At 73.1% G+C, this 15,484-nt stretch carries 13 protein-coding genes; 4 read left to right on the forward strand and 9 right to left on the reverse strand.

The genetic code is table 11. From position 1 onward, the window contains the following. Positions 1-199 precede the first annotated feature (199 nt). Positions 200-853 carry a TetR/AcrR family transcriptional regulator gene (locus tag ISP_RS20570; RefSeq protein ID WP_013225737.1) on the forward strand — a complete coding sequence of 218 codons (654 nt, stop codon included), beginning with the start codon at positions 200-202 and terminating at the stop codon, positions 851-853. Beyond that, the gene (locus tag ISP_RS20575) at positions 850-2,511 is read left to right on the forward strand and encodes an FAD-binding dehydrogenase (protein WP_013225738.1); all 1,662 of its coding nucleotides are present in this window, start codon (positions 850-852) and stop codon (positions 2,509-2,511) included. The genes ISP_RS20570 and ISP_RS20575 overlap by 4 nt, the downstream gene beginning before the upstream one ends. Before the next feature lie 13 nt (positions 2,512-2,524). Here ISP_RS20575 and ISP_RS20580 read toward each other — a convergent pair whose 3' ends face one another. Beyond that, a complete protein-coding gene (locus ISP_RS20580) occupies positions 2,525-3,280 on the reverse strand; it encodes a PIG-L deacetylase family protein (RefSeq protein WP_013225739.1) in 756 nt (251 codons plus the stop codon). Between the two features lie 279 nt (positions 3,281-3,559). On the opposite strand from ISP_RS20580, the gene ISP_RS20585 reads away from it, so the two are divergent. Continuing rightward, the gene (locus tag ISP_RS20585) at positions 3,560-6,265 is read left to right on the forward strand and encodes an ATP-binding protein (RefSeq protein WP_013225740.1); all 2,706 of its coding nucleotides are present in this window, start codon (positions 3,560-3,562) and stop codon (positions 6,263-6,265) included. Between the two features lie 204 nt (positions 6,266-6,469). Here ISP_RS20585 and ISP_RS20590 read toward each other — a convergent pair whose 3' ends face one another. The 5 genes from ISP_RS20590 to ISP_RS20610 all read right to left on the reverse strand — a co-directional run bounded on the left by ISP_RS20590 (position 6,470) and on the right by ISP_RS20610 (position 10,937). Beyond that, on the reverse strand, positions 6,470-6,685 hold the full coding sequence (locus ISP_RS20590) for a three-helix bundle dimerization domain-containing protein (protein ID WP_013225741.1): 216 nt from the start codon (positions 6,683-6,685) through the stop codon (positions 6,470-6,472). A gap of 85 nt (positions 6,686-6,770) precedes the next feature. Continuing rightward, positions 6,771-7,187: a hypothetical protein gene (locus tag ISP_RS20595; protein WP_230468867.1), complete on the reverse strand. Its 417-nt coding sequence runs from the start codon at positions 7,185-7,187 to the stop codon at positions 6,771-6,773. A gap of 89 nt (positions 7,188-7,276) precedes the next feature. After that, positions 7,277-8,068: a maleylpyruvate isomerase family mycothiol-dependent enzyme gene (locus ISP_RS20600; RefSeq protein ID WP_013225743.1), complete on the reverse strand. Its 792-nt coding sequence runs from the start codon at positions 8,066-8,068 to the stop codon at positions 7,277-7,279. Positions 8,069-8,098: 30 nt separating this feature from the next. After that, positions 8,099-9,775 carry an MOSC and FAD-binding oxidoreductase domain-containing protein gene (locus ISP_RS20605; protein ID WP_013225744.1) on the reverse strand — a complete coding sequence of 559 codons (1,677 nt, stop codon included), beginning with the start codon at positions 9,773-9,775 and terminating at the stop codon, positions 8,099-8,101. A 43-nt stretch (positions 9,776-9,818) separates the two neighbouring features. Continuing rightward, positions 9,819-10,937, reverse strand: a complete 1,119-nt coding sequence (locus tag ISP_RS20610; RefSeq protein WP_013225745.1) for an ROK family transcriptional regulator — start codon at positions 10,935-10,937, stop codon at positions 9,819-9,821. 85 nt (positions 10,938-11,022) lie between these two features. On the opposite strand from ISP_RS20610, the gene ISP_RS20615 reads away from it, so the two are divergent. Next, complete coding sequence (locus tag ISP_RS20615) at positions 11,023-12,252, forward strand: YbiU family protein (RefSeq protein ID WP_013225746.1); 1,230 nt, start codon at positions 11,023-11,025, stop codon at positions 12,250-12,252. Positions 12,253-12,262: 10 nt separating this feature from the next. Here the strand turns inward: ISP_RS20615 and ISP_RS20620 are convergent, their stop codons facing one another. Genes ISP_RS20620 through ISP_RS20630 form a run of 3 tightly spaced genes read right to left on the reverse strand, consistent with a single transcriptional unit; the run spans position 12,263 to position 15,461 of the window. Beyond that, positions 12,263-13,621: a dipeptidase gene (locus tag ISP_RS20620; RefSeq protein ID WP_034285284.1), complete on the reverse strand. Its 1,359-nt coding sequence runs from the start codon at positions 13,619-13,621 to the stop codon at positions 12,263-12,265. Between the two features lie 5 nt (positions 13,622-13,626). Further along, the gene (locus tag ISP_RS20625; protein ID WP_013225749.1) at positions 13,627-13,992 is read right to left on the reverse strand and encodes a hypothetical protein; all 366 of its coding nucleotides are present in this window, start codon (positions 13,990-13,992) and stop codon (positions 13,627-13,629) included. Next, positions 13,989-15,461 carry an APC family permease gene (locus ISP_RS20630; protein WP_013225750.1) on the reverse strand — a complete coding sequence of 491 codons (1,473 nt, stop codon included), beginning with the start codon at positions 15,459-15,461 and terminating at the stop codon, positions 13,989-13,991. The genes ISP_RS20625 and ISP_RS20630 overlap by 4 nt, the downstream gene beginning before the upstream one ends. Between the last annotated feature and the right edge of the window lie 23 nt (positions 15,462-15,484).

Raw genomic sequence — 15,484 nt, forward strand, 5'->3', positions numbered from 1 at the left:
CCTTCGTCCGGGGCGCTCCGGCGCCCTGGACACCTCGCGCGTGGCGTTCTGGTAGCCCAGGATAGCGATGGCCGCGCGGGGCTCGGCGCGGTGCGCCCGAGGTGGCCCTCCGTGCGCTGTGTCACTTCAGCGGCTGCCAGGTTGCATACATTGATGTATCCGATGCATCTTTGTATCGAACACTCGAGCAGGAGGTGCGATGCCGGCAGCACGGGGAGAAACCGGTCCGGTCCGCGAACCTCGGGTGACGAAGCGGCGCGCCGAAACCCGGCGGCGGCTGCTGGACGCGGCGCTCGAGGTGTTCGCCAGGGAAGGGTTCGGCCGCGCGACCGTCGACGAGGTGTGCACCCAGGCCGGCTACACCCGGGGAGCGTTCTACTCGAACTTCGCGTCGCTGGACGAGCTGTTCCTGGCGATGTGGGAAGAGCGGTCGGCCGCGCAGATCGCCCGGGCCCGGCAGGTGTTCGAGGCCGGCGACCTCCCGGTGGTGACCGATGTGGACGGCGTCGTCGGCGAGGTGCTGCGGGTCGTCCCGATGGACGAGGAGTGGTACCGGGTGAGCGCCGAGTTCACCGCGCACGCCCTCCGCACGCCCGGGCTGCGCGAGGTGATCGCCGAGCGCGAGCGGGCGATCGCCGCGTCGTTCCTGCCCTTCCTCCTGGCGCTGCTCGATCGCGTCGGCCGGACCGTGCCCGATCCGGACGCACTCGGGCAGGCCTTGATCGCCGTGCACGACGGCACCGCCGCCCAGTGCTTCACCGAGCCCGGAGACCCCGTCGTCTGGCAGCGCCGAGCCCGGCTGTTCGCCCACGTCGTCACCGCATACAGCACCGAAAGCAGGAACCGGTCATGACCGCAGATCCGGACGTCATCGTGGTGGGAGCCGGCCTCGCCGGCCTCGTCGCGACCTACGAGCTCACCCAGGCCGGGCGCCGGGTGCTGGTCGTCGAACAGGAGAACCGCGCCAACCTCGGTGGCCAGGCGTTCTGGTCGCTCGGCGGCCTGTTCCTCGTCGACAGCCCGGAGCAGCGGCGCAACGGCATCAAGGACTCCCACGAGCTGGCGTTGCGCGACTGGCTGGACTCCGCCGGTTTCGACCGCGACGACGAGGACCGCTGGGCCCGGCAGTGGGCGCAGGCCTACGTCCGGTTCGCCGCCACGGAAAAGCGGCAGTACCTGCACGACCTGGGCCTGCGGTTCACCCCGGTCGTCGGCTGGGCCGAGCGCGGGGGCGGCACGGCCGACGGCCACGGCAACTCGGTTCCGCGGTTCCACCTGACCTGGGGCACCGGCCCCGAGGTGGTCCGGATCTTCGCCGAGCCGGTGCTGGAAGCCGAGCGCCGCGGGCTGGTGCGGTTCGCGTTCCGGCACCAGGTCGACGAGCTGATCGTCGAGGACGGCGCCGCGACCGGGGTCCGGGGCACGGTGCTGGAGCCGTCGGAGCTGGAGCGAGGCAAGGCGTCGTCCCGGGACGGGGTGGGCGGTTTCGAACTGCGCGCCAAGGCCGTGCTCGTCACCTCGGGCGGGATCGGGCACAACCACGACCTGATCCGCGCCAACTGGCCGGCCGACCGCCTCGGCCCCTGCCCGGAGACGATGATTCCCGGCGTGCCCGCCCACGTCGACGGCCGCATGCTCGCGATCAGCGAGCAGGCCGGCGCCGGCTTGGTCAACCGCGACCGCATGTGGCACTACACCGAAGGCCTGCACAACTGGGACCCCATCTGGCCCGGCCACGCGATCCGGATCATCCCCGGGCCGTCGTCGATGTGGTTCGACGCCACCGGCAAGCGGCTGCCCGCCCCGAACTTCCCCGGCTTCGACACCAACCAGTCGATGAAGGCCATCCTCTCGACCGGCTACGACTACTCGTGGTTCGTGCTGAACCAGACGATCATCGACCGCGAATTCGTGCTGTCCGGGTCGGAGCAGAACCCCGACATCACCGGCAAGGACCTGCGCCGCACGCTGGCCGGCCGCGGTGGCAAGGGCGCGCCGGGCCCGGTCGATGCCTTCAAGAACCGGGGCGTGGACTTCGTCGTCGCCGACACCCTCGGCGAACTCGTCGCGGGCATGAACAAGATCGCCCGTGGCCCGGACCTGGACGTCGCGCAGCTCGAACGCCAGATCGCCGCCCGCGACGGCCAGGTCGGCAACCGGTTCTCGAAGGACCTCCAGCTCATGGCGATCGCCAACGCCCGCCGGAGCTGGGGGGACCGGCTGGTGCGCGTGGCGAAGCCGCACCGGCTCCTCGACCCCGAGCACGGCCCGCTGATCGCGGTCCGCCTCAACATCCTGACGCGCAAGACGCTGGGCGGGATCCAGACGAACCTCGAGTCGCAGGCCATGCACGCCGACGGCACCCCGTTCCCGGGCTTGTACGCGGCCGGCGAGGTCGCCGGCTTCGGTGGCGGCGGCGTGCACGGCTACAACGCACTGGAAGGAACCTTCCTCGGCGGCTGCATCTTCTCCGGCCGAGCCGCGGGCCGGGCCCTCGCGCGCAGCCTTTAGCCGGCTACCCGCGTCAGTCCTCGGTGGGAAGCTCCGGTGGTGCCTGCAGATCGTGCGCGCGGAACAGGACGGCGTGCTCGACCCCCATGGCCTTGCCGCTCATCGCGGCGAACTGCGGAATGAACTCGGCGGGCGCCGGGTGGTCCGGGAGCGCGGCCAGGTAAGCCGCGTGGGCCTCGAGCGAGGCGACGCCGCGGCGCAGCGGCTCGCCGGTGATGTCGACGCCGTGCGTCGCGTCCGTCATGCCCGGCGTGAGGTACCAGCGGGCGGAGTGCGGTTGGAGGCCTTCGTCGTCGATCTGCTCCGGGAAGACCCACCGGTTGCCCGCGTCGCGGATCGCGTCCAGCGTCGCGAGGCCGGCCGCGCGGTGGTCGGCCTGGTCGAAGCCGTACGGCGTCTCGACCTCGAAGCCGGTGCCGAAGACGACGTCGGGCTTGAACCGGCGGATCTCGCGGCAGATGTCCCGGCGCAGGTCGAGGCCGTAGACGAGCACACCGTCGGGGTGTTCGAGGATGGTCAGGTGCTCGACGCCGACCACCGCGCAGGCGGCCTGCTGCTCGGCGGCGCGCAGGCGGGCCGTCTCCTCGGGCGGGTTCGGCATCCCGGCCTCGCCGCGGGTGAGCAGGAGGTAGCCGACCTCGATGCCGCGGGCGGTCCAGCGGGCGACGGCCGCGGACGTGCCGTACTCCATGTCGTCGGGGTGCGCGACGACGCAGAGCACGCGCTGGAAGGACTCCTCCGGCAGAGCTGGCACCGTCATGCCGGACATCCTGCCGCACTCCGGGCCCACCGGCCGCGGGCAAGCGAGGGTCCGTGCACGTGGCGACGGCGGCCTGCTGCGATGACCGTCGTAGCCCAACACCGCCCCGACGGTGCGAGGCGGTCATCCCGGCAGGCCGCCGTCCGTCCCCGAGACCCCGTCCCGAGTAACGGTGACCTACCCAGCCCGGCGGGGTGCTCAATCGTCTCGCGGCAACTTTCTTCGGAACCGTCGTCGCCGATGCCCGCTGGCCGCCGGTGCGGTTGGATCGGAGGGGACGATGTCCGGGTGGCGGGAGGCGTGACGCTGGTGGGTGGCGAGGCCGGAGGGCCGGATCCGGCCCGGATCACCGACGTCGCGGGATTCGTCCGCGAGGTCGACCTGCTGCGCCGGCAGGCGGCCCGCGGCACGGGCAAGGCGCGGGTCAGCTTGACCGGGCTCGCCGGCTTGGTGGGGGTGCCGCGCTCGACCGTGCACGCCTACGTGTCCGGCAAAATCCACCCGCCGTCCGACGTGTTCGACCGGATCGTCATCGCCTTGGGCGTTCCGCGCACGGCGTGGGCGAGCTGGAACGAAGCCTGGTTCCGGGTGGCCGCCCACCTCCACACGGAGAAGCAGGCCGCCACACCGCCGTCGGTACCCCGGCAGCTGCCCCTCGACGTCGGCGGGTTCGTGGGACGCGAGCAGGACCTTGCGGCACTCGACGAACTGCTGAGCGGCTCGCCGGGCACCCGGGTTGCGCTCGTCACCGGGATGCCCGGGGCCGGCAAGTCGGCGTTGGCGATCCGGTGGGCGCACCGGGCCGCCGACCGCTTTCCCGACGGCCAGTTGTTCGTGAACCTGCGCGGGTTCGCCGATGCCCGCCCGGCCGATCCGGTCGACGTGCTGTCCGGGTTCTTGCGCGCCTTGGGGACGGCCGAGCGGGAGACACCGCGGGAAGCCGACCGGCTCGCCGCGTGCTTCCGGTCCGCGGTCGCCGGTCGTCGCCTGGTGGTGGTGCTCGATGACGCGAGCAGTGCCGAGCAGGTGCGCCCGTTGCTGCCCGGCTCGCCGAGCTGCGCCGTCCTGATCACGAGCCGGACGAAGCTGGTCGGCCTGGTCGCCAGGGAAGGAGCCGTCCCGGTGGAGCTGGGGCCGCTCGGGACGGACGACGCCGTCGCCTTGGTCCGGCACGCCGCCGGTCCGGATCGGGTCGACGCCGACCCGGCGGCGACCGCGGAGCTGGCCGAAGCCTGCGGACGTCTCCCGCTCGCGCTGCGGATCGCCGCGGCGAACGCCCGTGTCCGGCCGGGCCTGCCCCTCGCCGCCATGGTCGAGCAGCTTCGTTCGGCTGATCCGCTGGCGGTGCTCGATGCGGCGGTCGACCGGGAGACGGCGGTGCAGAACGCGGTCGCGCTGTCCTACCGGGCGCTGAACTCCCCGGCGCAACGGGTGTTCCGGCTCCTCGGGCTGTTCCCGGTCGACGGGATCGCGTTACCGGCGCTGTCGGCCGCGGCCGAACTGGAGCCGGCGTCGCTGGCTCCCGTCGTCGGCACCCTGCTCGACATGCACCTCCTCTTCGAGCGGACGCCGGCGCGGTACAGCCAGCACGCCCTGCTGCATTCGTGGGCCAAGCGCCGTTGCCTGGCGGAAGACGCCGACGAGGTGCGTGACTCGGCGTTGCAGCGGCTGATTTCCCACTACGCAAGACTCGCGACCGAGGCAGCGCAGCGGAGGCACCCGCGTCCGTACCGGGAGAAGTACGCGCACGTCCGATCGGATGGCGCCTCGTTCGCGACCGCGGACGAGGCGCTGACCTGGTTCGACGTCGAATTCACCACGCTGTCCACGCTCACCCGGCAGGCCGCCGCCGCAGGCCTCCACGCGCCGGCGACCCAGCTGTGCGTCGCCCTGCACTTCGAGTTCGAACGGCACCGTTCCGCGGAGTGGCTGCCGGTAGCCGAAGCCGCGGTCGCCGCGGCCCGCGTCGCCGGGGACGCGGTCGGGCAGGTGCTGTGCCTGCGGGTGCTCAGCAGCGCGTACTGGAGCCGGTCGGACCACGCCGAAGCGCTTCGCCACCTCGACGAAGCCGTGAAACTGGCGGACGAGCTCGAGGCGCCGGACCTGCGGCGGCTCGTCCTGAGCGATCTGGGCCGCACGTCGATCACGATCGGCCGGCTCCAAGCCGCCGCCGGGTACTACCGGCAGGCCCTGGACCTGGAGCTGGCCGAGGACGGGGCCGCCTCCATCCCGAACCTCGTCGTGCTCGGCGACGTCCTCTGGGAACTGGGGGACCTGGCCGGTGCCTACGACCTCCAGACCCAGGCGATCGAGACGGCGACGCGACTCGGTTACGCCGCCGGGCTGCAGCTCGCCGAAAGCCACGCGGGCCGGGCCGCCCAGGCACTCGGTGACCTGGAGCGCGCCGTCGAGCACTACCGGACCGGCCTCGCGCTGTGCCGGTCGGCCGGGGAGCACGCGGACGAGGCCAGCGTGCTCGCCAACCTCGCGGGAGCGTTGCGCGACCTCGGCGAGTACGAGGAGGCGCTGGCGACCGCCCGCGACGCCCTGGCCAAAGCGACCCGGCTCGGCATGCGGCGGACGCAGGCGAGCGCGCACCACGTCCTCGGCACGGTCATGGTGCAACTCGGCCGGCTCGACGAAGCCCGGACGGCGCTCGAGGCGGCGCTGGACCTTTCCGGCCAGGTGGGCCATCCGCGTGGCCGCGGGGACGCGCTGGTCGCCCTGTCCGCGGTGCACCTGCGCGGCGGGCAATTCGGTGAGGCCGACGACCGGGCCGGTCGGGCCCTGGCCATCAGCGAGGAGACGGGCCACCGCCTGATCCGAGCCGACAGCCTGCTCGCGCTGGCCGCGGTCGAGCTCGAACGCGGCGAATCCGGGGCGGCGCGGGCCCACGCCGAGCAGGCTCGGGCCCTGCACGGGCAGGCGGGCTGCCGGCTGGGTGCCGAGCGCGCTGACGCGCTACTGACGGCGTTGCCGTCCGGATGCCGCTGAGGGGTCCGGTGTCCGGGAGCGTCCAGGTATGTCCAGGATCCGGCGGTTCCCGGCGCAGGACGTGGTGAAGTGGGGCAGTCGTCCCCCCCGCCGGGGACGGTCCCGGTGCCCGGGGGTGCACTGGCCGGCGGTTCGGCGTTCGCAGCCATGGGGAGGTGGCGACGCCGAACCGCCGTGGCCCGGGCCGGGAGCGGGACCAGCGCGTCACCGCCCCAAGGTCGTCCGGACCGCTCGCTCGACCAGGATCGGCACGAAGGCGTGGATCCGGGCCCCGGCGAACCGGGCTCGTTCGTGGGCGACCAGGTCGTGGAGACGAGCCCGGGTGACGCCCGAATAGTCCCGGTCCAGCCGGTCTTCGAGCTGGGCGAGGTGCAGGTCGAGCTGTTCGGAAGCCATCGTGTCCAACGTCGGCGTGCTCATCGGGCCTCCTGCCGCTTCGGTCGTGTCATGAGAGACATGCCCCATGAGACGACAAGAAGGTGAACTGGAGGTGAACAGCAGGAATTCACGCGGGCGCCGGCCTGGTTCGGGATTCTTGGACGTCGTCGGTGACGAGCACGAGGTCGGCTTCGGGGAGCGCGTCGCGCGCCGCTTGCTCCTGGGTCTTCGGGACGCCGCGCAGCTCGATCCGCACCGCACCGAGGCGCCGGAGGCGGACCAGGTCCCCGACCGGCTCGGCCGTGGTCAGGGTCAGCCGGCGCAGGGTGGGGAGCTCGGCCAGCTCGCCGACCTCCTCGACGCCGGGGATGCCGGCCGTCGCGATGGCTTCGACCTCGGCCAGGCGGGTGATGCCGCGCAGGTTGCGCTGGTCCGCGCGCACCGCCAGTCCCAGTTCGCCGACGCGGAGCCCCGCCGGGAGCACGCCCAGGCCCTGCGAAAGCTTCCGGGGAGGCCGGCGCCGCACCGATCGTCCGAGCCGCACGATTCACCGCGGCGGACCCCACCGGCACCTTCCTCGACGCGGGCGGGGTCTCCCCGTGGTGACGCGGTAGCCGCCGGGTCGGTCCCCGGTCAGTTGCCGGCGTGGGCGGTGTTGTCGAGCCAGTGCCGGGCGAGGTCGGTGTCGCCGTCGATGGCGATGCCGGCTTCGCCGTCGGTCATGGAGAGCCGCCGGGTCAAGGTCAGCAGCAGGGATCGTGCCGGGCCGGTCACGGTCACGTCGGCCTGCCGGGTTCCGGGCTGCCACGTCGCTCCGTCCGGCCGCCGTTCGACGAACCACGCACCCGCGGTGTCGGGGGCCTGCCACTGCAGGGTCTGCCCGGTGCCCCGGAGCGCTTGGGCGGACTCGGGCCGCTGCAGGTGCCACGTGGGGGACGTGAGCATCGCGAGGTGGTGGTCGATGAGGGCGGCCGCGATGGCGGCATCGACGTCGGCCGGGCGGCCCGCGGCGTTGGCGGCGTCGAAGCCGTGGACGACCGCCTCGTTCAGCATGCTGGACAGCCAGAACCGCGTCCCGGACCGCTCGTCGCCCGCGGCGTTGAACACCGGCGCGTCGAGCGCGTCGTCGGCGCACGCGTTCGCGACCCGCTGCGCGGACTCCGACAGCCACGCCGGCCACTGGCGGGGATCCGTGGGCAGCACGGCCGGCTCCGTCGGCAGCCGGGTGGGGTCGGTGATCCGCCGTTCGATGATCTCCGCGACCCAGTTCTGGGTCTGGCCCACGTGCGTGACGAGGTCGGTGATCGTCCACTTCGGGGCGGTCGGCACTTCCGCGTGCGGCCCGGCCGCGGCGGCCGATTCGCCCAGGCGCCGGGTGTGTTCGACGATGGCGCGCCGGGTGGTCTCCGCGTTCAGTCCGGTCATCGGTGTCCTCTCGGTGGGAAGGGGCCCTCGTCAGAGATCCAGGACGACGTCGTCCTGCGGCCGGGCGCAGCAGACGAGGGCATCGCCGGGCGCCGGCGGCTCGAGCGGGTCGGGGTCGTAGCGCACCCGGCCGGACAGTAGCGGGGTCGCGCAGGTGTGGCAGACGCCGGTACGGCACGACCAGCGCGTCGGCACGTCGCACGCCTCGGCGAACTCGAGCAGGCTCGGGTAGCCGTCGCTCCACGGCACCGTGAGCCCGCTGCGCGCGAACGTGACCGCGGGCCCCGTTCCCGCGGCACCGGCCGGGGGATGCGGGGTCTTGCGGACGACGCCGGTGAGGCCGGGGTTGATCGCGGACACGCCGCCGAACAGTTCACTGTGGACACGAGTCGGGTCGAAACCCAGCGATACCAGGGAATCCCGCATCGCCGTCATGAAGGCGTCCGGCCCGCACAGGTAGGCCGTGCCGTCGACGGGAAGGTCCAAAGCGGACAGTGTCTCGCGGGTCAGCCGGCCGTTTTCCGCGGTGTAGCGGATGTGCTCGTGGCCGTGCGGAAGGCTCGCCAGCAGCCGGTGCGCTTCGGCGGCGAACGCGTGCTCGGCCGCGGTCCGGGTGGTGTGCAGCCACCAGACCTCCCGGGACGCCCGGTTCGCGGCGAGTGCGTGCAGCATGGCCAGGACCGGCGTCACGCCGATGCCCGCGGACACGAGGACCACGGGACGGTCGTCTTCGGCCAGGACGAACTCGCCCCGGGGCGCCGCGACGTCCACGACCGCGCCGGCCGCCAGGTGCGTGTGGAGGTAGCTGCTGACCACCCCGTCCCGCTTGACGCTGATGCGGTATTCGCGGTCCGACGGCGCCGCCGACAGCGAGTAGCTGCGGACCGGCGCCGGGTCGCCGGCCCCGGGTACCCGCAGGGTGAGGTACTGGCCCGGCTCGGGCCGGGGGAGCGGCGCGCCGTCGTCGGCGGCCAGGTGGAGCGAATCCACGGTCGTGCTCTCGGGCACCACCCGGGCGACGCGCAGCGGCCGGAACCCGCTCCAGCCACGGGGTGCCGGCGGTTCCTCCGCGGCCAGCAGGTCCCGGAACGACCCCTGCCAGCCGGGACTGAGCGCGGGGACGTCGAGGGCTTTGCGCAGCGTGTCCCGGTCGCGGCCGGGCAGGTAGAGGAGCGCGTCGATGTCCGCGACGGTCAGCTCGTGCCGGCCGGTCCGGGTGCGGACGATCTCGTCGCCGGCCTGGACGTGGCCTTCGGTGATCACCCGCAGGTAGAAGCCGGGCCGGTGGTGCGCCACCAGCAGGGAGGGCATCCGCGGCTCGCCGAGGCGCATCCCGACGCGGAAGCACGTGACGCGCGGCTGGGTGACCTCGAACTCGGCCTCGCCGATGCGGAACCGGTCGCCGATGTGCACCTCGTCGTCGGGCAGGCCGTCGACGGTGAAGTTCTCGCCGAACCGGCCGTCCTCGAGGTCGTCGCGGCCGAGGAACCGCCGCCAGTGCTCGTAGGACTGGCGCTGGTACACGAGCACCGCGCGGTTCTCGCCGCCGTGGCCGCCCAGATCGCCTTGGCCGTCACCGTCGACGTTGAGCCGGCGGACCAGGCGGCGGCCTTCGACCGGGTACTTGAAGATTCCCGTGTGGACGGTCCGGCCCTGCCAGGGCACGTCCTGGGGCATCCCGACGTTCAGCGACACCAAGCGGGCCATGGTGGTCGTCTCCGTTCCGTCCGCGGAAATCCCGGTGTGGTGGTCAGCTTTCGGCAACGGCTTCGACCAGGCGGTCGCGGCCGTGGTCGAGGGCGGACAGCAGCGCGCCGCGCAGGGCCGCCGAGTCCGTGACTTCGCCGGCCGTCACCCGCACCGGCCCGGGCGCCGCCGCGCTGACCGTTCGCCGGATTTCGGTCACGAGCCCCGCCCGGCTCCCGGCCGGGCCGCCCAGCACGATGAGGTCAGGGTCGACGATCGTGCAGATCGCGGCCACGGCCCGGCCGAGTGTCGCGCCCAGCAGCTGGAGCCGTTCGATGGCCACGGCGTCCCCGGACGCCGCGTTGTCGAGGGTGCTCAGCAGCGCGCCGACGTCGAGTGACGGCGCGTCCGCGCGGCCGAACCCCTGGCCGGCCAGCGCGTCGGCGAGTGTGCGCCCCGCGCTGTCCAGGTAGCCGATCTCGCCCGCGAGCCCGTGCGCGCCGCGGATCAGGTGCTCGCCGACGTAGAGGCTGACGCCGAGCCCGGCGCCGACGTAGACGTACGCGAAGCTCTTCGCGCCCCGCGCGGCGCCCTCCCGCCGTTCGGCGAGCGCGGAGAAGTTGACGTCGTTGTCGAGCAGGACGTCCGAGCCGATTTCGCCGGCCCGCAGAGTGCCTTCGGGGAAGGGCGAGCCCGGCAGGGCGACGACCTGGTGCGCGACGGGGTCGACGGGGTTGGCGACCGAGATCGCGGTCGCCCGCACCGGCCCCGGCCCGGCGGCGCTCGCGGCGGTGACGGCCGCCCGCACCGCGGCCGCCATCGGCCGGCGGCCGGGCGCGTGCCGCTCGGTGGCCAGGACGGTCCCGGTCAAGTCGGTCGTCACGGTGCGGATGCCCTGCTGGTTGACCTCGGCGGCGACGACGCGGCCGGCGTCGGCGGCCAGTTCGTAGAAGGTGGCGATCCGGCCGCGGCGGCCGGTCTGGTCGGAGCCGGTGGCCCGCAGTGCGCCTGCCGTCTCCAGCCGCCGGACGGACTCGGAGATCGTCGGCTTCGAGATCCCGGTGGTCGCGGCGAGTTCGGCCCGCGTGATCCGGTTCCGGGCGAAGACCCGGTCGAGCACCGCGCGGTCGGTCATGGCCCGCAGCATCGCCAGGCGCGGGAGCGGCCGGTCGGGGTCGGACATGGCACCTCTTGTCGCGGGATCGGTCTCGGGTTACCGTAGCGGGGACATTCTAGTAAGGAGTCCTAACCAAAGATCGCGAGGACGGATGACGACCACCGAGCTGCCTGCGAACATGGCCGAGGCGATTTCGCGGACGAAACAGGAGCTGCGCGCCCGGATCGGCGACGTCGCCGGCGCGTTCGCCGGAGTCCGGGACCGGATGCGGCGGGAGGTCGACGCCGTCGCCACCGACCCGGCCGCCTTTCCGGTGGTCCGGTTCCGCGACATCGCCGAAGGCGCCGTGCCGCACCGGACGCTCGGCGCCGTCCGCCGCCGCGGGTGCGCCGTCGTCCGAGGCACGTTCGCTCCCGAAACCGCCGAAGCGTGGGACGCCGAGCTGGCCGCGTACCTCGCGGACAACGACTTCGCCGGCACCTACCAGGGCCCGGCCGACGACGTCTTCGCCGGCCTCGCGTCCGGGCAGCCGCAGATCTACCCCGTCTACTGGTCGAAGCCGCAGATCCAGGCCCGCCAGCACGAGCACATGGTCGCCGTCCGCCGGTTCCTCAACTCCTTCTGGCGGCACGAGTCCGAGGGCCGCGTCTGGTTCGACCCCGATCGCGACACGGCCTACCCCGACCGCATCCGCCGCCGCGCGCCCGGATCGGCGTCCCTCGGCCTGTCCGCCCACACCGACTCCGGCTCGGTCGAACGCTGGCTGCTGCCGGCCTACCAGCGCGTTTTCCGGCACGTCTTCGACGGCGACTGGCGCGCCTACGACCCGTGGGACGGCGCGTACCGCACCGAAGTCGACGAGTACCCGTCGACGGTGATGTGCTCGGCCTTCCGCACCTTCCAGGGCTGGACGGCCTTGTCGGAGATGCGCCGGGGCGACGGCGTGCTGCACGTCGTGCCGATCCCGTCGGCGATCGTGTACGTCCTGCTTCGCGCGCTCCAGGACGACATCCCCGGCGACGACCTCTGCGGCGCGGTGAACGGCCAGGCGCTGCCCGTCGACGACAAGTACCACGACGACCTGCTGCCCGCGCTGACGTCGATCCCCGACGTCGAGCCGGGGGACACGGTGTGGTGGCACGGCGACGTCGTCCACGCGGTCGCCGACGGCACCAATCCGGACCGCTGGGGAAGCGTCATGTACATCCCGGCGAGCCCGCATTGCGCGAAGAACGCCGCCTACGCCGAGCAGTGCGGCCGGGCGTTCCTGGCCGGCAAGAGCCCGGGCGACTTCGCGCCCGAAGACTACGAGCGGACCTGGACCGGCCGCGCCACCGTCGACGACCTGACCGCCGTCGGGCGCGACCAGCTCGGTCTGTGAGCGGAGCGGATCAGCCTCCCGTTCGCTCCTTCCGCAGTGCGCCGTAGCCCCGCAGGAACAACGCTTCGGCCAGCGCCATGTCCGCGATCTCCTGCGGTGCCACGCTTTCGTTCGGCGCGTGGATGCGGGCCTGCGGTTCCTCGACGCCGATGAGCAGGATCTCGGCATCGGGGTAGGTTTCGGCGAAGACGGTGCACAGCGGGATCGATCCGCCCTGTCCGAGCCGGCTCGCCGGGCGGCCGTACGCGGTCCGCATGGCTTCGCCCATCGCCTGGTGGGCGGGGCCGCCGGTGGCGGCGCGGAACGGCTCGCCCATGGCCTCGACCTCCACCGAGACGTCCACGCCCCACGGCGCGGCCGCCATCAGGTGCTCGCTCAGCGCGCACGCCGCGTGGTACGGGTCGACGCCGGGCGGGATGCGCAGGTTCAGCCGGGCCCGGGCGCGGGGGACGAGCGCCGCCGTGGAGCCGACGACCGGCGGGCAGTCGATGCCGAGCACCGTCACCGCCGGACGCGCCCACAGCGTGTCCCCGACTTCGCCGCTGCCGAGCAGGACGGCGCCGGGGGACAGGCCCGCGTCGGCCCGGAACTGCGCCGCCGGGTACGGGGCGCCCGGCCAGCGGCCGTCGCCGGGCAGGCCGTGGACGGTCGTGGCGCCGTCGTCGTCGCGCAGGGTGGCCAGCACCGTCACCAGCGCGGCCAGTGCGTCCGGCGCGGGGCCGCCGAACATGCCGGAGTGCAGTTCGGACGGCAGTGCGTCGACGTGGACGACGACGTTGACCATGCCGCGCAGGCTGACCGTGACCGCCGGGTGCCCGACCGCGACGTTCCCGGTGTCGCCCACCAGGATCGCGTCGGCGCGCAGGAGTTCGGCGTGCTTGGGCACGAACGCCTCCAGACCGCCGGTGCCCTGCTCCTCCGAACCCTCGACGACCAGCTTGAGGTCGACCGGCACGTCGTCGCCGAGGGCCCGCAGCGCGGTGAGGTGCATGAGGATGTTGCCCTTGCAGTCGGCTGCGCCGCGGCCGTACCAGCGTCCGTCCACTTCGGTCAGCCGGAACGGCGGCGTCCGCCACTGGTCGTCCGCCAAGGGCGGCTGGACGTCGTAGTGGGCGTAGAGCAGCACGGTCGGGGCGTCCTCGTGGCCGCACGGCCGGGAGCCGAGCACGGCTTGGCTGCCGTCCGGGGTGTCGGCGAGGTGGGTGTCGAACCCGGCCCCGGCGAACGCCTCGGCCACCCAGGCGGCGGCGCGCCGGCACTCCTCCGGCGGGAACTGCCGTGGGTCGGCGACCGAGCGCATCGCGACCAGGTCCGCGAGTTCATCGCGGGCTCGCGGCATCAGCTCGTCCACTCGCTTCCGGAGATCCATCGCGCTCACCGGGCCTTCTCGGGACAGTAGACCTCGATGACGAGCTCCCGCACGCGGACCAGCGTCTCCGGCGGCAGGGCCGGGAGCGCCGCGGGGCCGCTCGCCCGGGCGAGCGCCGCACCGGGATCGGCGCAGATCGCGCCGCCGTCCGTGCCGAGCAGCTTGACGAGCTGGTCGCGCGAGGGCGACCGCGCACCCTCCTGGGCGAGCCGGACGGCGAGCCGATCGGCTTTCGCTTCCGCTTCGGCGGACGCCCGCGCGGAGCGGGAGACCAGGTACCCGGCCGCGAGCAGGCCGCCCAGCACGATGCCGACGGCCAGGTAGACGAGCATCCGCTGCGTCCGGCTCGATCGTTCGTCCACAGTGGTCATGACGTGGTCACCTCCGGTTGCCGCCACGACGGTTTGCGCAGGCGGTAGAACAGGAACGGCACCAGCAGGCCGAGCCCGAGCGCGCCGCCGCCGACGATCCCCAGGTACACCCACGGGCTGCCCGAACCGAACTGCGAAGGCGGGACGAACCCCACGAGCAGGGCGGCCAGCGAAGCGCAGAACCCGATGCCGCACAGGCCGAGCAGCATCGGCGCGCGGAAGCCGCGCGGGTGGTCGGGGAACTTGCGCCGCAGCCGCACCGCCGCGACGAACATCAGCAGGTACATGATCAGGTAGACCTGGGTGGTGATCACCGAGAAGATCCAGTACGCGCTCGACACGTCCGGGATGAACGCGTAGAGCAGCGCGATCAGGGTGGTGACCGCGCCCTGGGCGACGAGGATGTTCTGCTGCACGCCCCGGCCGTTGAGCCGCTGCAGGAACGGCGGCAGGTACCCCTCCTGCCGGGCGATCAGCAGCAGTCCCTTCGACGGGCCGGCCAGCCAGGTCAGCATCCCGCCGAGGGAGGCCAGCACGAGCAGGATGCCGATCACCGGGGTCAGCCACTGGATCCCGAAGCCGGCGAACACGGCGTCGAAGGCCTGCATCACCCCCGCCGTGAGCGAAAGCTCGTCGGACGGGACCACCCAGCTGATCGCGAGGGCGGGCAGGATGAAGATGAGCAGCACGAGCCCCATCGCGACGAACATGGCGCGGGGGAACTCCTTGCCCGGTTTGCGCAGCGAGGACACGTGCACCGCGTTCATCTCCATGCCGGAGTAGGACAGGAAGTTGTTCACGATCAGTACGAGGCCGGCCAGCCCGGCCCACGCGGGCAGCAGGTGGCTCGCCGACATCGGGGCCGCGGACGGGTGGCCCCGCCCGAGGAACACGAGGCCGAGGATCACCAGCAGCGCACCGGGCAGGATCGTCCCGATGACGAGCCCGCCGCCGGCGAGCCCGGCCACGCCCTTGGTGCCCCGGGAGGAGATCCAGACCCCCGACCAGTAGGCGACGACGATCACCGCCGCCGTCCACCACCCGCTGGTCGCCAGATCCGGGTCGAAGACGTAGGCGAGCGTGCTGGCGACGTACCCGAGCAGGCTCGGGTAGTAGAAGATCGTCATCGCGAACTGGCACCAGACGGCCAGGAAGCCCGCCGGCTTGGAAATCCCGAGCGCGACCCAGTTGTACACCCCGCCCGGCCAGCCGGACGCCAGCTCGGCGGAGACCAGCGAGGTCGGCAGCAGGAACACGATCGCCGGGACGACGTAGAGGAAAACGGCGGCCAAGCCGTACACGGCCATCGTCGGCGAGGGGCGCAGGCTCGCGACCGAACCGGTCGTCATCAGCGCGAGCGCGACCCAGGAAATCCACTCGGCGGCCGGCCGCCGGGCGCGCCGGCTCCCTCCGGCGGGCGGCGGCCCCGCGGCTTCCGGGGACCGGCTCGGTCGGTTGGTGGTGGTCATGGCAGTCGGCCTCCCGGGCTCGC

This window comes from Amycolatopsis mediterranei (assembly GCF_026017845.1).
In the GTDB taxonomy this organism is placed as follows: Bacteria; Actinomycetota; Actinomycetes; order Mycobacteriales; family Pseudonocardiaceae; genus Amycolatopsis; species Amycolatopsis mediterranei.

Excerpts from the sequence above, each read along its gene's own strand:
- ISP_RS20570 (WP_013225737.1), top strand. The coding sequence starts at position 200 with ATGCCGGCAGCACGGGGAGAAACCGGTCCGGTCCGCGAACCTCGGGTG.
- ISP_RS20575 (WP_013225738.1), top strand. The coding sequence starts at position 850 with ATGACCGCAGATCCGGACGTCATCGTGGTGGGAGCCGGCCTCGCCGGC.
- ISP_RS20580 (WP_013225739.1), bottom strand. The coding sequence starts at position 3,280 with ATGTCCGGCATGACGGTGCCAGCTCTGCCGGAGGAGTCCTTCCAGCGC.
- ISP_RS20590 (WP_013225741.1), bottom strand. The coding sequence starts at position 6,685 with ATGAGCACGCCGACGTTGGACACGATGGCTTCCGAACAGCTCGACCTG.
- ISP_RS20600 (WP_013225743.1), bottom strand. The coding sequence starts at position 8,068 with ATGACCGGACTGAACGCGGAGACCACCCGGCGCGCCATCGTCGAACAC.
- ISP_RS20605 (WP_013225744.1), bottom strand. The coding sequence starts at position 9,775 with ATGGCCCGCTTGGTGTCGCTGAACGTCGGGATGCCCCAGGACGTGCCC.
- ISP_RS20610 (WP_013225745.1), bottom strand. The coding sequence starts at position 10,937 with ATGTCCGACCCCGACCGGCCGCTCCCGCGCCTGGCGATGCTGCGGGCC.
- ISP_RS20615 (WP_013225746.1), top strand. The coding sequence starts at position 11,023 with ATGACGACCACCGAGCTGCCTGCGAACATGGCCGAGGCGATTTCGCGG.
- ISP_RS20620 (WP_034285284.1), bottom strand. The coding sequence starts at position 13,621 with ATGGATCTCCGGAAGCGAGTGGACGAGCTGATGCCGCGAGCCCGCGAT.
- ISP_RS20625 (WP_013225749.1), bottom strand. The coding sequence starts at position 13,992 with ATGACCACTGTGGACGAACGATCGAGCCGGACGCAGCGGATGCTCGTC.
- ISP_RS20630 (WP_013225750.1), bottom strand. The coding sequence starts at position 15,461 with ATGACCACCACCAACCGACCGAGCCGGTCCCCGGAAGCCGCGGGGCCG.